Genomic DNA, 20,270 nt, shown 5'->3' on the forward strand with positions numbered 1-20,270 from the left:
CTATGCCTTATGAACAGTCCCGTATTTCTGACCGATCTTGACCACACCTTTCTGCGTTCCGACCAGAGCGTCAGCCCCTTCTCCCGCGACATCTGGAACCGCATTGCCCGCCACACCCCCCTCACCGTCGCCACGGCCCGCAGTTTTTCCAAGTCGCACGATTTCCTCAGCGCCCTGCATCTCGACGCGCCGATGATCCTGCTCGACGGCTCCATGGTCGTGCTGCCGGACAAGACCCTCATCGACATCAAAACCGTCGGCAAAGAGATCGGGGACGAACTGATCGAGGCGGGACGCCGCTTTGACAACATCGAGCCCTTCGTCATCGGCCTCACCGACCGTGACCTCAACGAAGCGTTCCGCTACCCCGAAAAGGTCACCCCGATGCAGCGGCAGGTGCTGGAAAACTACAAAAGCGATCCTCGCCTGGAGCGGTTGGGACGCATGGAGGCGATGGACGAGACCCTCAAGATCGTCTATATGGCCGAAGAGGCGCGCCTGCGGCCGCTCACGGAACACTTCAGGGCGCTCTTCGGCGATGCCCTGGAGTTCAAACTCTCTCCGGAGAAGTATACGGGGGGCTACTACCTCACCATCCTGCATCCCCTCGGTGACAAGGCCCACGCCATGGCGAAGGTCGCCGAATACATGGAGCACGACACCGCCGACTTCACCGTCTTCGGCGACAGCCTCAACGACCTGGGGATGTTCGAACTCGCCGGGACCGCCTGCGCCGTGCAGAACGCCCTGGATGAGGTGAAAGCCGCCGCGGACATCGTGCTGCCCCACACCAATGACGAAGATGCCGTCGCACGCTACCTGCAGGAGGCCGCCCATGCCTGACAAAACCTCCACCCTCCTGCCCATGAGCATTCTCGGGCTGCTCTTTTTCATCTTCGGGTTCGTCACCTGGCTCAACGGCTCGCTCATCCCCTTTCTCAAGATCATCTGCGACCTCACCGCCTTTGAAGCGCTCCTTGTCACCTTCGCTTTCTATATCGCCTACACGGTAATGGCCCTGCCGATGGCGACGGTGCTGCGCTACACCGGCTACAAACAGGGGATGGCCCTGGGGCTCGGCATCATGGCCGCCGGGGCCCTGCTCTTCATCCCCGCGGCCCAGAGTGCGGACTACCGCCTCTTCCTCGGCGGTCTCTTTACCCTGGGCGCGGGCCTCACCCTGCTGCAGACGGCATCGAACCCCTACATCGTTCATATCGGTCCCCATGAGAGTGCCGCGGCGCGCATCAGCATCATGGGACTCATCAACAAGGGCGCCGGGGTCCTCGCCCCGCTGCTCTTTACCGCCCTCATCTTCGCCGACCTCACCGCCCCCGTCTCGGCCGACGCGACGCCGGAAGTGAAAGCGGCCCTGGCGCAGAAACTCGTCAGCCCCTACCTGTCAATGGCCTCGGCCCTCGCGCTGCTGGCGGTCTTCGTCCGTCTTGCGCCCCTGCCGAAACTCCCCTTCGAAGCCGTTCCCGCCGCCCCGGGCGACTCTGTCTGGCGCCATCCGCACCTCCTGCTCGGGGCCGTCACCCTCTTTTTCTATGTGGGCATCGAGGTGATCGCGGGGGACACCATCGGCCTCTACGGCCAGTCGCTCGGCATTGAAAACGCGACGGCGCTCACCGCCTATACGATGGTCTTTATGGTCCTGGGCTACCTCATCGGCGTCACGACGATCCCCAGGTTCATCTCCCAGGAGAAGGCGCTGCGCTACACGGCCCTGGCCGGTCTGGTCTTTACGGCCGGGATCCTCTGGAGCAGCGAACAGAGCCACACGGTCGCGTCGATCCTCTGGGGCTGGAGCGGCATCGGCACGCTGCCCGACAGCCTCACCTTCGTCGCCCTGCTGGGGCTCGCCAACGCCCTTGTCTGGCCCGCCGTCTGGCCCCTGGCCCTCAAGGACCTCGGCCCCCTGACGGCCAAAGGAAGCGCCCTGCTCATCATGGGCATCGCCGGCGGCGCGCTGCTGCCGCTGCTCTTCGGCCAGATCGGGGAGATGGGCGGCACCCTGCGCCACGGCTACGCCCTGGGCTTCGTCTGTTACGCCTTCATCTTCTACTACGCCCTTACCGGCCACAGCATAAGGAGAACCCATGCATAAGCTTGTCACCTCGGAAAACGGCCTGGAAATCCTCGAGATCATCAACACCGAAGCCACGGCCAAGATCGCCCTGCAGGGGGCGCATCTTTTCGAATACGCCCGCCACGGCCAGCCCGAACTGCTCTGGCTGAGCCCGACGGCCCGTTTCGAACCGGGACGGGCCATCCGCGGCGGCGTGCCCGTCTGCTGGCCCTGGTTCGGCTCGGACCCCGACATCCCCGAGCGGCCCCAGCACGGTTTCGCCCGCGCCGTACTGTGGCGCCTCGAGAGCGTCGAGGAGGCGGAGGAGACCGCGACCGTCGTTACCCTGAAGCTCGACGACACGATGCTCGAACAGCACGAGCGCCGCTGGTTCCCCTACCTCTTCGAACTGACGATGCGCATTACCATAGGCGAGCAGCTTGAACTCGCCCTCACGACAAAGAACCTGGGAAAAGAGCCCTTCGAGATCACCGAGGCGCTGCACACCTACTTCAGCCTCGGCAATATCGCCGCCGTCAGCATCGTCGGGCTGGAGGGGGTCACCTACGCCGACGCCCTGGACGGGTTTAGCAAAAAATCCTCCGGCGCGCCCATCGGGATTACCCGGGAGACCGACCGCGTCTACCTCGACACCGAAGACACGGTGATTTTGCTCGACGAGCGTCTGGGGCGCACCGTCATCGTCGGCAAAAGCGGCAGCAGCTCCACCGTCGTCTGGAACCCCTGGATCGACAAAGCGGCGCGCATGGAGGATTTTGCCGACGACGGCTACAACACGATGGTCTGCATCGAAACGGCCAACGCCCTCTCCAACTCCGTCACCGTCGCCCCGGGTGATTCCCACACGATCACGCAGAGCATCAAGTGAGGGCGGTCATTTTCGACGGCCGCGAGCTTTCGCCGTCCAAAGTCGTCTGCATTGGCCGAAACTATGTCGAACACATCGAAGAGCTCGGCAACGAGATCCCCGAGCAGATGGTCGTCTTCAACAAACCCAACTCCGCCGTCACCGACACCCTCCGCTACATCGAACCGACCTGCCGCTTTGAAGGGGAGATCTGTTTTCTCATCGAAAAGGGTGAGATCGCAGGCATTGGTTTCGGCCTCGACCTCACAAAAGCGGGTATCCAGAACCGTTTGAAAGAGAAGGGGCTGCCCTGGGAACGGGCGAAGGGGTTTGACGGCTCGGCCGTTCTGAGCGACTTCGTTCCTTTTCACGAATCGATGGAATCCTTGCGGATGACCCTGCACGTCGACGGCAAACTCCAGCAGTACGCGGGCTACGGCCTTATGATGTACAAACCCTCTGTCATGCTCGAAGAGATCAAATCGTTTATGACACTGGAAGACGGCGACATCATCATGAGTGGTACACCCAAGGGGGTCGGCACCTACGAGGCCGGGCAGACCTTCGTAGGTCGGGTCTACTCGGACGAAACCCTGCTCATCGAACAGACCTGGGTCGTCCAGGGCTAAATAACGTCATTAGTAGGCAATAACACCGCTTACATGCTATAGATTTTCTACTTCATGTAATGGTGCTATATATGCGATTAGAACATCCAGTAAAAAGAGAATAAAAAAAGACCCGAAAGTAGCAAAAAGGAAAGAATAATATATTTCTTGCAGGAAGCCCGCCAAAATAAAAAACAAGAAAATATATAAAAAGTAATGATAGAACAGTGCAAAAAAGTAGAAGTAGATATTTAGTTTATAGACTCTGTCCCCATTCGTATTAACCAGTAAGTTCTTCCTTCCCCATGTAATGAGGACTATTCTTAATAGATTTAAGAAGTTTCTCTTGTAGGATATCGTTTCACTGTTCATTTTAACTCCACAGAACTGTTGCTTTCGTCATTAAAGCATGGAAACCAAATAGATCCACCCCAAGATCACAAGAGGCCCAATCACGCCAGAGCCGATTCCCATCATCCATAAATCCCGGTTTTTCAGCGCCCATGACACGAACACGATGGCGTTGAGAAGCATCGATCTTACTCCAAATCCCACAGGTCAGTCGTGGTCCATTTTAGCCTTCTCCAACCCATTGTCTATATACTGAGTAATGATAGAAAACACATAAGCAAAAAAGAATTACAAATGCTCCAATTCTCATAAAAAAGTTTGTACGACTTGAATACTTGTATATAGAAAGATCGCCACTTTTATTCTTTACATCATAGATTGACTTGATTGTTGATACCAAAACTGCAATCAATAGGAATAATTGATATCCATCAATTATCTCATGAAACGATATGTAGTATATTGGCGATATTATAAGTATTGAAATCAATAAAAATTTATACTCTTTAAGAGATAGCATTTCACGCCCCTTCATACTTTTTTTGTGCTATTTATTTTCATTTGGATCGTACTATCCTAAATAGCATCTCTCCTCCAGACTTAATGAACCGTGGATACCAGATAGATCCAGCCCAGGATCACAAGGGGTCCCAACACCCCCGAAACGATTCCCATCATCCAGAAATCCCGGCTTTTCAGCGCCCCCGATGCGAAGACGATGGCGTTGGGCGGCGTCGAGACCGGCAGCGCCATCGCCAGCGAGGCGCTAAGCGCAACGGTGACGACGGCCAGCACCGGGCTGCTGTTGCCGATGACGACGGCGACGGCCGCGACCAGCGGCAGCAGGATGTTCGCCGCGGCCGTATTGCTCATAAAGTTCGACAGCAGCACAACAAGGTAGGCGAAGATCGGAACGAGGACGAGCAGCGGCAGCGTCTGTTCGGCAAAGAGCATCGCGATCCAGTCGTCCAGCCCGCTGCTGCTTACGGCGCTCCCCAGGGAGAGGCCGCCGATGATGAGGATGATGACGTCCCAGTGCAGCGCCCGGATATCCTCCGCTTCCAGGATGCCCAGCATCGTGAAGATGACAATCGGCAGGAAGGAGACTACTGTCGTCGGGATGTGGTGCAGCGGCCCCGTCAGCCAGAGCAGGACGGTCAGAGAAAAGGTAAGGACGACGGCACTCTTTTTCCAGCTCGGTACGCTCGGCACCGTCGCATGCACATGGCTCGTGTCGTCGGTATGGTCGACCCCGTGCAGCGGGCCGAGGTCGATCTGCGGTTCATTGGAGGGGTAGCGCTTCAGCAGCAGAAAACGCAAAGAGATGACCAGCAGCAGCGCCGGCGGCAGCGCCAGCGCCATCCAGCCGACAAAGCTGGGGGCCTCCGTGCCCAGCAGCCCCACGGCGATGGCGTTGGGCGGCGTCCCGATGATGGTTCCCATCCCCCCGATATTGGCGGCCATCGTGACCGCGAGCATCAGCCCCTTTCTATAGGGATTGTCCGGCCGCATCGTGGCGAGCATGGGGAAGAGGATCGAGACGATCAGCGCGGCCGTCGCCGTATTGGAGATGAACATCGACATCGTAAAGGTCACCAGGATCATCCCGCTCATAATGTGCTCGGGACGGTTGCCGACCAGAAAAAGGACCCGCTTGGCGATCCAGATGTCCAGGCGGGTCTTCGACGCCGCGCTGGCCATGATGAACCCGGCCAGGAAGAGGAAAACAAGCGGGCTGGCCCACGGCGAGAGGAACGCTTCCCACTCCCCGCCGGGGATGAGGCCGAGCAGCACTATTTCCAACGCGATGATAAGAAAAGAGACGGCAAAGGCGGGAATAGCCTCCGTAAGCCAAAGCCCGGCGGCGAAGATGAGAATGAAGAAGGTCGCCCGCCCCTCGCTGCCCAGCCCTTCGTAATCGGGAAGATAGGCCGCCAGAAGCGCCACGATCAGCGAGACGGCAAAGCGGATAAGGCGGTCTACCCGGTTCTCGACGCCTCCAAGGTTGGCGAACTTCCGGATCCCTTGCCGCGAATCGATCATCTTCTACTCCCCCTCATCGCCGCGTTCAGCCCTCTTCGTTCAGTTCGGCCAGCCGCTCCGGCGTCCCGATGTCCCGCCACTCTCCCTCGTAGAGTTCTGCCGAAACGAGGTTCCCGGCCATCTTCGTGCAGTAGGTGATCTTCAGGGGTTTGTTGCCGTACGTCAGTCCCCAGAAGAACTTCGGCGCATAGTAGCCGATGCCAGAAAAGGTGTAGTTCTCTTCATCCTCGTCGCAGGCGGCGCGCCCCTCCTCGATGGCAAAGTCGCCTTCGGGGTTATGCTCAGGGTTGGGCACGAGGATCAGGTGTCCCAGCGATGCAGGCAGTTCGAACGACGTATCGAAAGGGAAGTCCGTCCAGACGTCGCCGCTGATGATGAGAAACGTCTCGTCCCCCAGCATCCCCAGCGCCTTGACGATGCCCCCGATCACGCCCAGAGGCTCCTCGTGCTGCTCGTCGGAGTAGAGGATCTCCACCCCCCACTGTGACCCGTCGCCCAGCGCATCGGGGATCATGTAGCCCAGGTAGGCGATGTTGATCACGATCCGTTTAAACCCCGCCGCCGCGAGGCGTTCGATGTGATGCACAATAAGCGGTTTGCCCCGGACTTCGAGCAGGGGCTTCGGGATCGTGTTCGTGAGCGGGCGCATCCGCTCGCCCTTCCCCGCCGCCAAAATCATCGCTGTATCCATTCATTTTCTCCTTTTTCTAGACGTATGGTTTCTATTGCGCTTCACCCTTCGCCGGAAGCGGCGGCAGTGTCACCCGCTCAAGCAGCGCAGCGAGCGGTTTTGTCTCTTCGTAGCGGTTCGCCGCCTCGATGGTGTAGCGGAGCGTCAGCGGCAGGTCGCCGAGGTAGCCCGGTTTGCCGTCGCGCAGCCAGAGGCGCGCAAAGATGCCCAGCACCTTGATGTGGCGCTGCAGCCCCATGAAGTCGAACCATTTCAGAAACGTCGCATCGTCGGCGACGATGCCCGCCCTGTCCCGAAAGCGCAGGGCCAGCGCCGCCATCTCCTCCGGCTCGAAACGGATGTAGAGGTCCTTGAGCAGGGAGACGAGGTCGTAGGTCACCGCCCCCTTCATGGCATCCTGGTAGTCGATGACCCCCGTTTCGTCCGAGGGCGTCACCATGATGTTGCGCGAATGGAAATCGCGGTGGACGAAGACGCCCTGCGGCTGCGACAGCACCGTCTCAGAGATCGTGTCCAGCACCTCCGAGAGCATCCGTTCCTCCTCTTCGCTGAGGGTCATTCCCAGGTACTTCTCCAGGAACCAGGTCTTCATCAGGTCCATCTCGAAGTGCAAAAAGGCCTTGTCGTAGAGCGGCAGCCCCTCCGCATCCGCCGCCTGCATCTTGACGATCTCGTCGATGGCGCTGCTGTAGTAGGAGTCGAAGTTCGCCTCGTTCAGGACATTGAGCAGGGAGCGTGAACCGAAATCCTCCAGGACAAGGAACCCTTCGTCCCTGTCCTCCAGGTAGACCTGCGGCGCCTTGACGTCGACGCCATGCAGCCTCCCAGTCACATCGAGGAAAGGGACAAGCGACTCCTTCTCCAAAGAAGCGTCCATGACGATGAGCTTCTCCCTCCCCCGGCGCAGCCGGAAATAGCGCCGGAAACTGGCGTCGGCACTGGCGACTTCCACCTCCCAGTCACGGTAGGGCGTCTTTGCCAGCCACGCTTTTACTTTATGCATAGATTCCCCCGAGGATCGTATTTTGCGACGCGCCCGTCACGCTGGAGAGCTCGACGGCCTCTTCGTTCATGCGCTTAAATGCCAACCAGGCGAAGGCCATCGCCTCCATCCAGTCGCCGGAAATACCGTATTCGTCCGTGCGCACGACCTCGACGCCTTCGAGCAGCGAGGCGATCCGCCCCCGCAGGTAGACGTTCTCCGCCCCGCCGCCGCAGAGCAGCAGCCTCGACGGGGCGTATTTCGCGGCCTCCTGCGCAATGCTGCGCGCCGTCAGCTCCGTCAGGGTCGCCAGGAAGGCGTCGCTGCGCATCCCCTCTTTGACAAAGCGCTCCGCCCACGCGGCGTTGAACTGCTCCCGCCCCGTGCTTTTGGGTGCCGGGCGCGAAAAATAAGGGTCGGAGAGCATCGCGCCGAGCACGTTTTCATCGACTTCCCCCCGCTGCGCGATGGTGCCGTTTTCATCGTAGGCGCAACCGAACTTCTCGGCACACCAGCCGTCCATCAGCACGTTTCCCGGCCCCGTATCGTAGCCCAGCAACGGCTCGCCGATGACGGTGATATTCGCCATCCCGCCGATATTGACGACGAGCGTGCGTCCTTCGAGCTTCTCGAATAGGAAGCGGTGAAACGCCGGGGCGAAGGGCGCGCCCTGCCCGCCAAACGCTACATCCTTCCGGCGGAAATCCGCGACGGTCCGTATGCCCGTCCGGGCGCAGACGATGTTGGGGTCCCCCAGCTGCATTGTAAAGGGATTGGGGCCGGAGGGACGGTGCCAGAGCGTCTGGCCGTGCAACCCGATCGCCTCGATCCGGGCGGTGTCGAGGTGGTGCTCGCGGATGAGCACTTCTACTGCGTCGGCAAAGAGGATGCCCAGCCGGTGGTCCAGTTCCCCTATCTCCTCAAGCGTCGTGCTGCCGCCGATGACGCGGAGCAGGTCCACGCGCAGCTGCGCGTCAAAGGGGTAGGCAAGCGACGCCGCCAGCTCGATGCCCTCCCCGTCCACGGGACAGAGCACGACGTCCACCCCGTCCAGGCTCGTTCCCGACATGACACCGATATAACACTGTTTCGAATCAAAGCTCATTTTCATTCCTACCGATATGGTACTATATGCAACTTTATCCAGGGCATGTTCATGCCCTCCAGGAGGGATCAATGACCGGGGGCTTCTTCGCCATTCTCGACGATATCGCGGCGCTGCTCGACGACACGGCTGTCATGAGCAAGGTCGCGGCCAAAAAAGTGGGCGGCGTCCTGGGAGACGACCTCGCCGTCAACGCCGAACAGGCCTCCGGCCACGCCAGCGCGCGCGAACTGCCGGTGCTCTGGGCCATTACCAAGGGCTCTTTCCGCAACAAGGCCATCATCCTCCCCGTCGCCTTCCTGCTCAGCGCCTTCGCCCCCTGGGCGATTGTGCCCATCCTGATGCTCGGGGCGGCCTACCTCAGCTATGAAGGGGCGGAAAAAGTACTGGAATACCTCCGGCCGGGTCATCACGGGGAAGAGCAGAAAAGCGTTGTCGACGAGGCCGCCAAAATCACATCGGCCATCCGCACCGACTTCATCCTCTCCATCGAGATCATCGTCATCGCCCTCGGCGTCGTCGCCGGGGAAGCCCTGACAACCCAGATCCTCGTCGTCACCCTGATCGCGCTGTTGGCAACAGTGGGGGTCTACGGCATCGTCGCGCTGATGGTACGCATGGACGACATGGGCTTCGCCCTGGTCGGTTTCAGCCAGACGCGCACGGGTACGAAAGCCGTAGTGCTGAAACGTACCGGCCTGCTGCTCGTGCAGGCGATGCCGAAACTCATCAAGGCGCTGGGCTACATCGGCACCGTGGCGATGCTGCTGGTGGGCGGCGGCATCTTCGTACATCACATAGAGTGGCTGCACCACACTCTCGCATTCATGCCCTCCGTCCTGCCAGAACTCGCAAGCGGCCTGGCCGCCGGGATGCTGCTGGTGGCACTTGTCCTGCTCTGGGAGCGGCTGACACAGCGGGACTAATCCCCTTCTCGACAATCGTTTGGCCCTGGTTCCGACCTAGCACTTCCAATAGTCCTGTTATCCTAATCACTTCCCTATGCAAACAGTAATAGTCTTAAGTATTCCTCTGTAGAATATGTGAAAATATGTCATTTTGTTGAGTTTTAAAAATCATATTCTGATAGCAGGGTATTTTATATGTCTGAATATCTATGTAAGATGCCGACAAAAGAGCATAATTTGGATATCAAAATAGTTTGACAATAAATGAAGAAAGGTCTTTGATGACAACCATAAATAAGCTTGTAGCCCCCTCTATTGATGCCGTTGACTACAACGTTAAATCGAAAAAACAATTTTTTCAAAAGGCATATCTTTCAACTGAATTTTTAGAAAAAGCTTGCGAAGAGAACTGCTATTATCTAATTGGGGAAAAGGGGTCGGGGAAAACAGCACTCGCTTATCACATACAGAATACTGCACCAAAGAATATTGGGGCAAAAGTTATTTCTATATCTGAAACTCAATATAAAAGATTTATAAAATTAAAAGAAGACGGTAAATTATCTTATACGGACTATTCCATAATCTGGAGAGCGACATTACTTTACTTAATTTCCAAATTAATTTTGAACAAAAGAAAAAAATGGCATCACAATCTTACAAATAAGTTTAAACCCATAGAGGACGCGATTCAACAATATGACAGTTCCTCTCAAATTCCAGAATTGGAATATGTAATTGAATTTGCTACTACACTCACTTCAGATTCTGAACTTTCTACAGCAATACCAGAAATAGTAAAAGTTGGTATTGCTGAACATGGTTCCCAGACAAGCAAAACAACTCAGACCAAAATCAAATCCGCACTTTTGGAGTGTGAAGGTTTTTTGAAAACAGGTTTACAAAGCCTACGGTTAAAAGATGACATAGCAATTTTCATTGATGGACTGGATGCTAAACCTAATGGCATCGAACACTCTGAATATAAAAACTGTCTTATTGGTTTATCAGAAGCTGCATGGCATCTTAATTCAGAATTTTTTCCAAACATCAGAGATACCCAAGGTAGAATGAGAGCCGTACTACTGCTTCGACCAGATGTATTTGATTCTCTAAACATGCATAATTCCAACTGTAAGCTTTCAGACAACTCTGTTCTTTTCCACTGGCATACAACAAGTGATCGTTTTAAAGAATCGAATTTATTCAAAATGTCTGACAAATACTTTTTATCTCAGAATGAAAATACTCATGGATGGAATCATTATTTCTCTGAAAAAGAAGACCGATTTAAATCCTTCCCAATATTGTTGACAAATTCGTTCCAACGACCAAGAGATGTATTTTCTGCAGTAAAAATTCTTATTGATATTTATAAAAGAGCTGGAAAAGGAAACGGCAACCAGTTTGCAAGAAATTCTATGAATTCATCTGAATTTACTGACAACTTTTCTGAATATTTGCTCGGAGAAGCAAAGAATTACTCAAATTATTACATTACAAATAAAGACTTTGAGATATATATTAATTTCTTTCAATACTTAGATGGTGCTCGTAACTTTAATTATCAGACATTTATAGAGGCATTTGAAAACTTTAAAGCAGATCCTCGGATTAAAGAGCTAGAAGACCCCTCTTATTTGGAAACTCCTGAAGGATTACTACAATTTTGGTACGACATTAACTTAATTGGCTTTAGTGAATCGCCAGAAGATGGAACCGGTGATTTTTTTCATTGGGCATATAGAGAACGATCACACGCCAAAATCATGCCCAAAGTAAAAGTAAATTGTAACTACGATGTTCATCCTGGCATTGCTAAAGCATTGAATATTGGTAAGAAATTCAAAAAAATTCGGAAGTCCTAACCTGACCGGTAAGCAGACAAAAAAAGGGATGGACTTTCCTGCAGGGAAGAACTAAATATATATATGAAATTTTCAGAGTAGCATGCTAAATAAATCAGAGAAGACCAATCAAAAAAACCGCGAGGGGCTTTTCGATTGCTCATTTTAAACGTTAAGTATCAAAACTCAAATAGTCAATTCTCAAGGAAAGTAACAAGTTGATATCCGTATATAATGAATTCCACCATTTAACAGACCCAAAACTTTTTACTGAAGATAATAAACAGAAAATTAGAGAATTAACATCTATTGATGGTGAATTTCCTTTGATGTTCCTTGGAATACTTAGCAATTTCATCAACAATGAGCCGCAATATTATTTCAATAGAGATGTATGTAATGAAGTATTCACCAACTTCACTCATTTTTATTCGCAGAATCCTGAATTGTTCATACAAACTCTTTTGTCATATCAAGATAATTTTTTTGATTCACTGAACTCATACTTTAATGTACGGGAACTTTACAAAGAGTTAGACAGTGTTGCATTTGACAATGAACTAAAAATGAGACTTTACTATTTGCCTACAATACAGCAACTTATGGAGTATTGTTTAAATTCTTTCTATTCGGGCATCAATCATATTATTAATGAGTTCGTAGATGTAGATTTCTCAAATGCAAATACGCTTGGTAGCTATAAAGATAATCTAAAATCGAAAAGATTAGGCGACTATACATTTGACATACTTACTAATATCGATTACGACTTTAGAAATGCAATAAGTCATGGTCAAGTAGATGTTTCAGAAGACAAAACCACCTATTGGTATAGGGAAAAAGGAACACGAGAAATTAGATATAGCGGATATAAGGTTTATGAGTTGGATAGTCTAAAAAATAACCTTATAGATATTGCAGGTGGAGCAATTATTGGCTGGATAAAATTTATTCTCAATAGCCAACTTACAGAAAGCATTTTTCAGGGCACAGCTCCGGAAGAAATAAGGTTTGAATTCTTCAAACTTCTTTTCCAAAATGACAATATACGTATTAGTTCATTCTCCAAAAGTATGATTGACCCACCTCAACTAAATATTCAAATACATATTGAAGAGATAGACGACAATGGTTCAATTATCCATCTATGTATTTTACTCCTCAAAGCGATGTACCAATTTTTTCCGGAATATGATCGATATTTTATAAACTACAAACATCCATTTAGCATTTCAGGAATGATACATTTAGGTGAAGACACTCTTGCACGAATAAGAAATACATCCGATCTCACTACTATCGATCAATTAATAAACCACGAAGCAAGCGCTTGGTTGCTTCCAGAAATACAAAACTATGATCCGAATTACAAAGCATATAAATTTCAAGTATTCCCAAAATTAAAAAATTCAGAATGGGAAGTACTAGAGATTAGTGACATTAGCAATAAGGATTTAAAAAGATACAAGTGCACTTTAATAATTGACAACCCCTCAATTGAAAAAGATGGAATTATGTCTATTCTTTTATCACTATCAAAGAGGATTAGACAACTTGAAAATCAAAAAAACCCATATACAAAAATAAAATTTGGTAAAGTTGAAGCTGATGTCATCAATCTAAACGTTTTTTATAGACAATACGAACGAAAAGCATTTTCGCTGTTATCAGACAATGAATACTTTATTTGTAGTATGTACTACTATAAAAATAGGTCTACGCCACGTATAATAGTTCCTTTCAAGCAAAATTATATTTTTGAAAATATCAAAAAGTTTGATTTTTATTGGAACAAAAACTGGAAAGGAAATATTTAATAAATCACAGAGGGCCAATAAAAACCTGCGGGTGACTTCTTAAATGTTACTCTTCCCTACTTCCAAACTGCATAATTATAAAAGAAACTGCCGTCCCTCCGACGAGCTGATCGGCCAGGGAAAAGGCCCCGCCGAAACAATAAGGCTGCAAGAGAAGGACCGTGACGAAACCGCCGCCCAGGGCCCACGGTACCGCCCGGGCGCTTCCGCGTTTCGTAAAGAGTGCCGAGGCGTAGACGCCCAGCAGCCCTGCATAGGCGAAGCTCATGACCCCCAGCGCGAAACTGACCAAAGGCAGGTCCGTTGCCCGCTGCCAGTAGTAGCTCACGACGGCCATCATTGTCAGCACGAGCGCAAAGAGCAGTACGGCCGTCCGGGCGGCGGCGACGTAGTGACTCTCTTCCGTCACGCCCCGCGCACTCTTCCAGGGGCGGTAGATGTCTTCCACGGCGACCGAGGCCATCGCCGCGAGTACCGAGTTCGTCGAGGAGAGCGCGGCGGCGATCGCTCCCACCGTCACGAAGCCGCGCAGCCCCGCGGGCATTTCGTTGAGGATGTAGGTCATGAAAATAGTGATCTTCTCCCCGCCGAACTCCTGCACGGCGGCGCCGCCGATGCCGGAGAGTTCCGGGTGGTTGTAAAAGAGGTAGAGCAGCAGCCCTATGGCCAAAAAGAGCAGCACGACGGGAATCGTCATGACGATGGAGACGACCAGCGCCCTGGAGCCGTCACGCCCGTTTTTGCAGGCCAGCACACGCTGGGTCATATCCTGGTCCAGGCCGTAGGCCGCGATGTTGAGCAGCAGCCAGCCGCCCAGCAGGCTCCAGACGCCGAAGTTCCCGGCCGTATCGATCAGGGTCAGTTTCCCTTCGGCGTTCAAAACGTCATACATCGTGCCGAAGTCCGTCTGCATCGTGCTGTAGAGGTAGATCAGCACGGCTACCCCCGCCCCGATGTAGGTCACCGCCTGGATGACGTCGCTGTAGATGACCGACTTCACCCCGCCGAAGTAGGTATAGGCCAGCGCCCCCAGCACGAGCATAAGTATGGCGGCGAAGAGGTGCAGCGGCGCGATGTCGGCGAAGACAATCATCGACACGGCCAGCGCCCCGATGTAGAGCCGCGCGCCGCTGGCGAGGACCCGCCCAACAAGGAACATTACCCCCGCTTCGCGTTTGGCCTTCGCCCCGTAACGCTGTTCCAGCAGTTCGTAGACTGTGACGGCGCGGATGGCATAGAAGCGCGGCACCAGCACTTTAGCAATGAAAAGCACGGCCAGCAGCGCAGAGACATAGAAGCCGACAAAAGTGAGGTTGCTGCGGTAGGCATACTCCGGGCCACCCAGGAAGGTCGCCGCTGACTGCGAGGTCGCCAGTACGGAGACGGCGGCCGCGAGCATCGGGACGCTGTTGCCGCCGACGAAGTAGTCGCGCGATGAACGGATGTTCACGCGGGAGAAAAGCCACGAACTGAAAGCGAGGATGGCAAAATAGCCGCCGAAGACGGTCCAGTCGAGGGGGGAGAATCCCATCAGCGCGCTTCCGGCGGGGCTTTCAGGTGCAGGTCACTGACGGCGCTGCGCACCTTCCGCATAAAGGCCTCGCCCGGGTCGCTCTTTTCCGTGCGGTACCCCTTGTCCCGCTCCCGCCACAGCGGGGTCGCTTCCATCCTGCGGTACTCGTGGTGGCCTATGAGGTACTCCATGTGCGGGTACTTCCCGGCGAGGTAGCGCACCAGCGCAATGTTCGCGCGCAGCTGCGCCGGGGTGAGGTCCTCTTTGGCATTGCCCTCCCCGCCGACGTTCTCGATGCCGATGCTGTCAAAGTTCAGCCCGATGACATGGCGCGCCATCCGGTTCTCGGGCATCAGGCGGTAGATCGTGCCGTCCCGGTCGACAAGGAACTGCGAGGAGACGTTGAGCGCGCCCGCGGTCGCGATGTCGCCGCGGCTTCCGGGCAGCAGCTCCGGCTGCAGGCGAGAAAACGAGGACTCCAGCCCCATATCGGCCGTCCAGTGCAAGACAATGACTTTCGGATCGATCGTAATGTCGCTCACGTCCATACCGTAGTGCTGCTTGACGTACTGCTTCGTCAGCGCGATGCGCTGCGGCCCGAAAGCGATGGGCTTGTCGACGATCTTCGGCGCGCCGATGCCGTAGGCGTCAAAGAGCGCGTTGATGCGGCGGTTCGACTCGGCGACCCGCTCGCGGGAGATCCGTCCCGCTTTGACCTCGGCGTAGATCGTCTCGACGATCCGGCCGAGCATGTTGCTGCCGAGCTGGTTTGCAAAGAGCAGCATGTCCACCCCGCCGTTGATGGCGAGGCGCACCGTCTCTTCAAGGCTGTAGTGTTCCGAGATCGCCTTCATCTGCAGGTCGTCGCTGACGATGACCCCTTTGAAACCGAGCTCGCCGCGCAGCAGCTCCGTGTTGATCTTGTGCGAGAGCGTCGCCGGGTAATCGGGGTCGAGACGGCGGTTGAAGACGTGGGCCGTCATGATCATGTCCGCTTTGCCCTCACCGATAAGGCGACGGTAGGGTTCCAGCTCTTCGGGCGTCCACGTTTCGGTGACGTCCACGAAACCCTTGTGCGAATCCCCCAGGGAGGAGCCGTGGCCGGGGAAGTGCTTCAGGACCCCGACAACCTTCTTCGCCCGTAGAGCATCGAGCATGATCCCCGCGTACTTCGTCACCTTCTCCGGCGACTTGCCGTAGGAGCGTTTCAGCCCGACGATCACTGTGTTCTCAGGGTTGACGGCCAGGTCGACGTCGGGGGCGAAATCCGTATTGATCCCGGCGTCGGCAAGGGTCGACGCCAGCTGGGAGTACACCTGCTGCGCGTACGCCGGGTCATCCCGCTTTCCGACCGCTTCCGCCGAGGGAACGACGGGAAAGCCGTAGGCGTGTTTCAGCCGCGCGACCCGGCCGCCCTCCTGGTCCACGGAGACGAGCAGCGGGGCCGTGGCAAAGGCCTGCAGCTGGGCTGTCAGCGCCGCGAGCTGGCGGGGTGAACGGATGTTCTTCGTCCGTTTCAGGTCCGGATAGCCGAGGTCAAAGAGGATCACGCCGCCCGGTTTGTACTGCCGCAGTTCCCGCACGAAAGGGTCCGACGCGTCGAGCGTTTCGGCATCGAAACCGACAATGAGCATCCGCCCGATCTGCGCTTTGAGTTCGGCGTCGGAATGCTCCGTCGCACCAAGAAGAAACAGGGGAAGAAAAAATAAAAGTGTAAGTATCCGCATGCCTCGCATTGTACACACTCATTTTGGATAATGCGTTTAATGAAACAGCACTACCAATGGCGGCGGAAATAGTGTACAATAGTTATAACCCACTGAAAGGAGCGATACCATGTCCGCACATAAAAAAGAGGAAGAGACCATCGAAGAGAGTCAGAAAACCCTCGAGGGCTACCGCGCCGAGATCGAAGCACTGAAAGAGAAAGCGACCCACTACAGTACCGAGGTCAAAGCCGAATTCGACAAACGCCTGGAGGAACTGGAGAAGATGTACGGTGAAATGCAGGAGCGTTACGCCGCCTTCAAGGACAAAACGGAAGCCAAATGGGACGAAACAAAAGCCTTTGTCGTCCTAACCAACAAGGCCCTGGCCCACTCCTACCACTATTTCCTTTCCCATTACAAGAAAAAAGGGTAACCGGGCGCCCGAGCGCTAGAAAAACTTCGCGTCCTCCATCTCGTCACGCAGGCCCTTGCTTTTGCGGGTCTCTTCGCGCCGTTTGACGGCAGCGTTGGAGGGGGTTTCCGGATTGGAAAAGACGGCCTTTCCGTACAGAACGCACCCCTTGTCACCCGGATCGCATGTTTTTTTCAGCAGGTCGCACACGTCACCATGCTGGTACGAACAGGTCCAGCCCATCGCTGCTCCTTCAGTATTTTTATCATCATTATACCGTCTAATAGACTGTGACGGGCAGCACCCAGTCCGGTTCCGCCGACTCGACGCTTTGTTGCTGCAGAAGTGCATTGGACTTCGTGATATCGTCACTGTCGCTTTGATTGATAAAAACGGCACTGCGTCCCCCGATGCCGAAACTGCGGCGGAGTTCCAAACCATTTTCCACCGCAAAAGCCTCCGGGTCCACCCCGGGAACAAACCGGACGACGATACGGCCTGTCGTCACATGGCGGAATGCCGCTTCTCTCACGCCCCTTTTGTAGAAGACTTCCCCGGCATGCGGTGCTTTATCAGTTGCCTGGCGTGCATGTTCCGAAGCAGCCTGCTCGGCCGGATCAAAGGTTTTCGCTTCCGCCCGGACAAAAAGCGTCTTTGCGCCCTGGCTGCTCAGTAAAATGCGGGAGTGCCCGACCGTAGCCGCAGCAACCATCCCGGCTGCTATCAGGCTCACTACCATATATACCATTTTCATCACTGCCTCCTTTTAATGACCGCTGATCTGTATGCCCCAGCTTGAGAGCGAGCCGATATAGCCGCTTCTGAGGTCCATGACCTTCAGACGCCATGTCCCCTGCGCAGGTTCATCCATACACCGTACGGTTGAAAAACGCCAGTCATCATACCGTTCCGCCGCAAGGATGTAGTTTTCCCCGCCTACTGCCAAAACGCTTTGCGTTCCCGACGGCGAGATCAGTATGATGCGGAGGTCGTCAATGCGGTAGTGTTCGGTCGTGATCCAGAGATCGACATGCTCCACCGTCATGGCTTCGCTCACCTCCAGGGTACGCTCAATGCCTGTTGTATTGGCATCGGGAATCTCGATGCCGTTGCTGTCGCCGTACCGTATGCTCGTCTGTTCCGCACCCAGGGATGCAAACCCCTCTGCCATGGCGACGGCAGCCGCGGCATCCACGATGCCGAAACCGTATTTGTCGTTGATATGCAGCCCGGCCCCGTTTGTACTCCAGCCCGTGTCGGCCGTGTCATTTTGGCGTGCGCTCTTGGCCAGGATATAGCGGACATCCCTCCGGGTCAGTGCCGGATTGGCCTGAAGCATGAGCGCACAGACCCCGGCCACCGACGGACAGGCCGAAGAGGTCCCGTTCATGAAACGGGTGTAATTACCGTCAGGGTTGTTCCCCTCCAGCGAGGAATCGCCGAGAACATTCCCGTCACCGTCGTACTTGATATCATGCCCGATACCGAGGCCCGTCAGGTCTGTCGTCACGATGGCGGGGTCAACGAGTCCGTATTCACCCCCCGTCCCGGCAACAAGCACGTTCGCTCCCGTACTGGAATAGGCACTGAGCGTACCCGACGCGTTCACGGCGGAAACCGTAATGGCGTATTTGCTGTTATGCAGGCTGGACGTATTGGCATACCCTTCATGTTCCTCCGTCCGGTCGTTGCCGGCGGCAAATACATAGATGGCCCCTTTGCCGTCCCGGCCATTTACCGCCCCCTCCTCGAGTGCGCTTTCCATCACCGACCCCCATTCGGTCAAAGCAGCCGAAGTGATAGGCCCCCAGCTGTTGGAAAAAATAGCAATCCCGCTGCGCAGAAAGGCATCCGCGAAATGGGAGACCCTTCCCGTCGCCAACACATTTAAACCGGCCAGTCGCGTCATCGGGGCAACGCCCCGTACACCGAGTGTGTTGAACCCCTGTGCTCCGATGATCCCCGCACAGGATGTTCCGTGATACCCGATATCACTCGTCAGCGGCACGGGGTCGTTCGAACGGGTTCCATAGTGGTAGCTCATGCTAAGATCAAGGCTGTTTTTCAGGTCGGGGTGCCCGGACTCGACGCCGGTATCGACGACAGCGACGACTACATCACCGCTGCCCGCATAGGCTGTCGGCACGGCCTCAATGCCGATATCCTCTCCCGCTATGCCGCCGTTTTGCGCACCGCTCGCCTGCCCCGTATTCTGCAGGTGCCACTGATAGGGGAAGAGTATATCCCCCGCAACGCTGCCGCCGTTCACAGGATCCGTACCGCTCCAGATCTCAGCGTAGTCATTGACCCCGTCACCGTCACTGTCGGGCAGCCCGGCGTCCGTACCGGCAAGCCGTTCGAATGCATCCAAAAGCCCCTCATGGTCCGCATCCTCTTTCCAAAGCCCGGCGTTCCCCGAATAGAGGCCCTGCCCGTAATGGCCGTCTGCCAGCGCCCTGTAGCTATCAGCATCATTCAGAAAGTCGAAGTGTACAGAACGGTTATTCTCGACAAAGGAGGGATTGAAACGTGTCAATGTCAACGCATCGACCGTGCCGCCGGCCGGGTCGGTAACGAAAAGTTTTTCGGCACTCTGTTCAAGGATCATCGTAATCGTGGACGGCACAAAAAGGTGGCGTTCCGCCGCCACGGCAGCCGCCGCGGAACTGAAAAGGTTCACCGACACATTGCCCTCGCGCAGTGCACCGAATGCCGCATAGGCATAAAGCGGCCCGGCGAAACTGCGCTCAGTACCCTCGATGACAAACCCGTCGCCGTCCGGATCGATCTCCCGGCCGCCGGTCACTTTCAGAAGCATCATTGTACTCTCCGAAGGCAGGGCCGAAAGTACGAAAGTATGGGTTGCCGAAAAGCGCCCGGCGACCCGCTCTGCAAAAGGGCGCAGTTTTACTGCCGTGGCGTTGTAGTCCGTGCCGTCCTGCAGCGGGTCATACCCGGTGCTCTTCGTCCGGAAAAGCACGGTCCCCGCCAGGCTCATCACTTCGATATCCGCGTCGCATAGCGCCCCGGTGACAGCGGTACTGCCACCGATAACTACTGTAACCGTCTCCACCGGTGTTTCCGATTCGGAATGCGAACCGCTTCCGCATGCTGCCAGCAGAAAGAGCAACGATAGCGTATAGATAAACAGCATTCTTTTTTTTAAACAGCACGTCTTCATCTTTTTACACCCCCCTCGATCCACTACAACATCCATACAATAATTTTTCAATTTACATTAATTATAGAACATTGCAGCTTCACAACAATAAAATAGCTTTTTTTAACGGATTCAGACGGCTTCAAGCAAACTTTAAGCTTGGCATTCATAAACTAATATTATCT

The 20,270-nt window shown here is 54.6% G+C and carries 17 protein-coding genes; 8 read left to right on the forward strand and 9 right to left on the reverse strand.

The features are described from left to right. Positions 1–9 precede the first annotated feature (9 nt). From ACXWTF_RS11895 to ACXWTF_RS11910, 4 genes are read left to right on the forward strand one after another with little or no spacing between them, the layout of a single operon-like run. Positions 10–843: an HAD-IIB family hydrolase gene (locus tag ACXWTF_RS11895; protein WP_461715197.1), complete on the forward strand. Its 834-nt coding sequence runs from the start codon at positions 10–12 to the stop codon at positions 841–843. Continuing rightward, a complete protein-coding gene (locus ACXWTF_RS11900; protein ID WP_461715198.1) occupies positions 836–2,110 on the forward strand; it encodes a sugar MFS transporter in 1,275 nt (424 codons plus the stop codon). The genes ACXWTF_RS11895 and ACXWTF_RS11900 overlap by 8 nt, the downstream gene beginning before the upstream one ends. Then, entirely contained in the window at positions 2,103–2,960 is an 858-nt protein-coding gene (locus tag ACXWTF_RS11905; RefSeq protein ID WP_461715199.1) for a D-hexose-6-phosphate mutarotase, read from the forward strand. Before ACXWTF_RS11900 ends, ACXWTF_RS11905 begins: the two co-directional genes overlap by 8 nt. Continuing rightward, positions 2,957–3,568 carry a fumarylacetoacetate hydrolase family protein gene (locus ACXWTF_RS11910; RefSeq protein WP_461715200.1) on the forward strand — a complete coding sequence of 204 codons (612 nt, stop codon included), beginning with the start codon at positions 2,957–2,959 and terminating at the stop codon, positions 3,566–3,568. Before ACXWTF_RS11905 ends, ACXWTF_RS11910 begins: the two co-directional genes overlap by 4 nt. Before the next feature lie 930 nt (positions 3,569–4,498). Here ACXWTF_RS11910 and ACXWTF_RS11915 read toward each other — a convergent pair. From ACXWTF_RS11915 to ACXWTF_RS11930, 4 genes are read right to left on the reverse strand one after another with little or no spacing between them, the layout of a single operon-like run. After that, the gene (locus ACXWTF_RS11915) at positions 4,499–5,941 is read right to left on the reverse strand and encodes an SLC13 family permease (protein WP_461715201.1); all 1,443 of its coding nucleotides are present in this window, start codon (positions 5,939–5,941) and stop codon (positions 4,499–4,501) included. A 25-nt stretch (positions 5,942–5,966) separates the two neighbouring features. Beyond that, a complete protein-coding gene (gene murU / locus ACXWTF_RS11920; protein WP_461715202.1) occupies positions 5,967–6,632 on the reverse strand; it encodes an N-acetylmuramate alpha-1-phosphate uridylyltransferase MurU in 666 nt (221 codons plus the stop codon). 31 nt (positions 6,633–6,663) lie between these two features. Next, complete coding sequence (locus ACXWTF_RS11925) at positions 6,664–7,635, reverse strand: aminoglycoside phosphotransferase family protein (protein ID WP_461715203.1); 972 nt, start codon at positions 7,633–7,635, stop codon at positions 6,664–6,666. Next, on the reverse strand, positions 7,628–8,719 hold the full coding sequence (locus ACXWTF_RS11930) for an anhydro-N-acetylmuramic acid kinase (protein WP_461715204.1): 1,092 nt from the start codon (positions 8,717–8,719) through the stop codon (positions 7,628–7,630). Before ACXWTF_RS11930 ends, ACXWTF_RS11925 begins: the two co-directional genes overlap by 8 nt. A gap of 71 nt (positions 8,720–8,790) precedes the next feature. Between ACXWTF_RS11930 and ACXWTF_RS11935 the strand changes: the two genes are divergently transcribed. The 3 genes from ACXWTF_RS11935 to ACXWTF_RS11945 all read left to right on the forward strand — a co-directional run bounded on the left by ACXWTF_RS11935 (position 8,791) and on the right by ACXWTF_RS11945 (position 13,291). Continuing rightward, positions 8,791–9,645: a DUF808 domain-containing protein gene (locus ACXWTF_RS11935; protein WP_461715205.1), complete on the forward strand. Its 855-nt coding sequence runs from the start codon at positions 8,791–8,793 to the stop codon at positions 9,643–9,645. 263 nt (positions 9,646–9,908) lie between these two features. Beyond that, positions 9,909–11,495, forward strand: a complete 1,587-nt coding sequence (locus tag ACXWTF_RS11940; protein WP_461715206.1) for a P-loop ATPase, Sll1717 family — start codon at positions 9,909–9,911, stop codon at positions 11,493–11,495. A gap of 197 nt (positions 11,496–11,692) precedes the next feature. Further along, positions 11,693–13,291 (forward strand): hypothetical protein, encoded by a 1,599-nt coding sequence (locus tag ACXWTF_RS11945; RefSeq protein ID WP_461715207.1) that lies wholly within the window; start codon positions 11,693–11,695, stop codon positions 13,289–13,291. Between the two features lie 46 nt (positions 13,292–13,337). Here ACXWTF_RS11945 and ACXWTF_RS11950 read toward each other — a convergent pair whose 3' ends face one another. Together ACXWTF_RS11950 and ACXWTF_RS11955 are read right to left on the reverse strand one after the other, a co-directional pair. Beyond that, a complete protein-coding gene (locus ACXWTF_RS11950) occupies positions 13,338–14,822 on the reverse strand; it encodes a sodium:solute symporter (RefSeq protein WP_461715208.1) in 1,485 nt (494 codons plus the stop codon). Next, a complete protein-coding gene (locus ACXWTF_RS11955) occupies positions 14,822–16,531 on the reverse strand; it encodes a glycoside hydrolase family 3 N-terminal domain-containing protein (protein ID WP_461715209.1) in 1,710 nt (569 codons plus the stop codon). The genes ACXWTF_RS11950 and ACXWTF_RS11955 overlap by 1 nt, the downstream gene beginning before the upstream one ends. A 109-nt stretch (positions 16,532–16,640) precedes the next feature. On the opposite strand from ACXWTF_RS11955, the gene ACXWTF_RS11960 reads away from it, so the two are divergent. Beyond that, a complete protein-coding gene (locus ACXWTF_RS11960) occupies positions 16,641–16,946 on the forward strand; it encodes a sll1863 family stress response protein (RefSeq protein WP_461715210.1) in 306 nt (101 codons plus the stop codon). A 15-nt stretch (positions 16,947–16,961) separates the two neighbouring features. On the opposite strand, the gene ACXWTF_RS11965 is transcribed toward ACXWTF_RS11960, so the two are convergent. Genes ACXWTF_RS11965 through ACXWTF_RS11975 form a run of 3 tightly spaced genes read right to left on the reverse strand, consistent with a single transcriptional unit; the run spans position 16,962 to position 20,079 of the window. Beyond that, a complete protein-coding gene (locus ACXWTF_RS11965) occupies positions 16,962–17,168 on the reverse strand; it encodes a hypothetical protein (RefSeq protein WP_461715211.1) in 207 nt (68 codons plus the stop codon). Between the two features lie 37 nt (positions 17,169–17,205). Continuing rightward, a complete protein-coding gene (locus tag ACXWTF_RS11970; protein ID WP_461715212.1) occupies positions 17,206–17,679 on the reverse strand; it encodes a hypothetical protein in 474 nt (157 codons plus the stop codon). 12 nt (positions 17,680–17,691) lie between these two features. Then, the gene (locus ACXWTF_RS11975; protein WP_461715213.1) at positions 17,692–20,079 is read right to left on the reverse strand and encodes a S8 family serine peptidase; all 2,388 of its coding nucleotides are present in this window, start codon (positions 20,077–20,079) and stop codon (positions 17,692–17,694) included. Between the last annotated feature and the right edge of the window lie 191 nt (positions 20,080–20,270).

It is taken from the genome of Thiomicrolovo sp. ZZH C-3 (assembly GCF_054862725.1).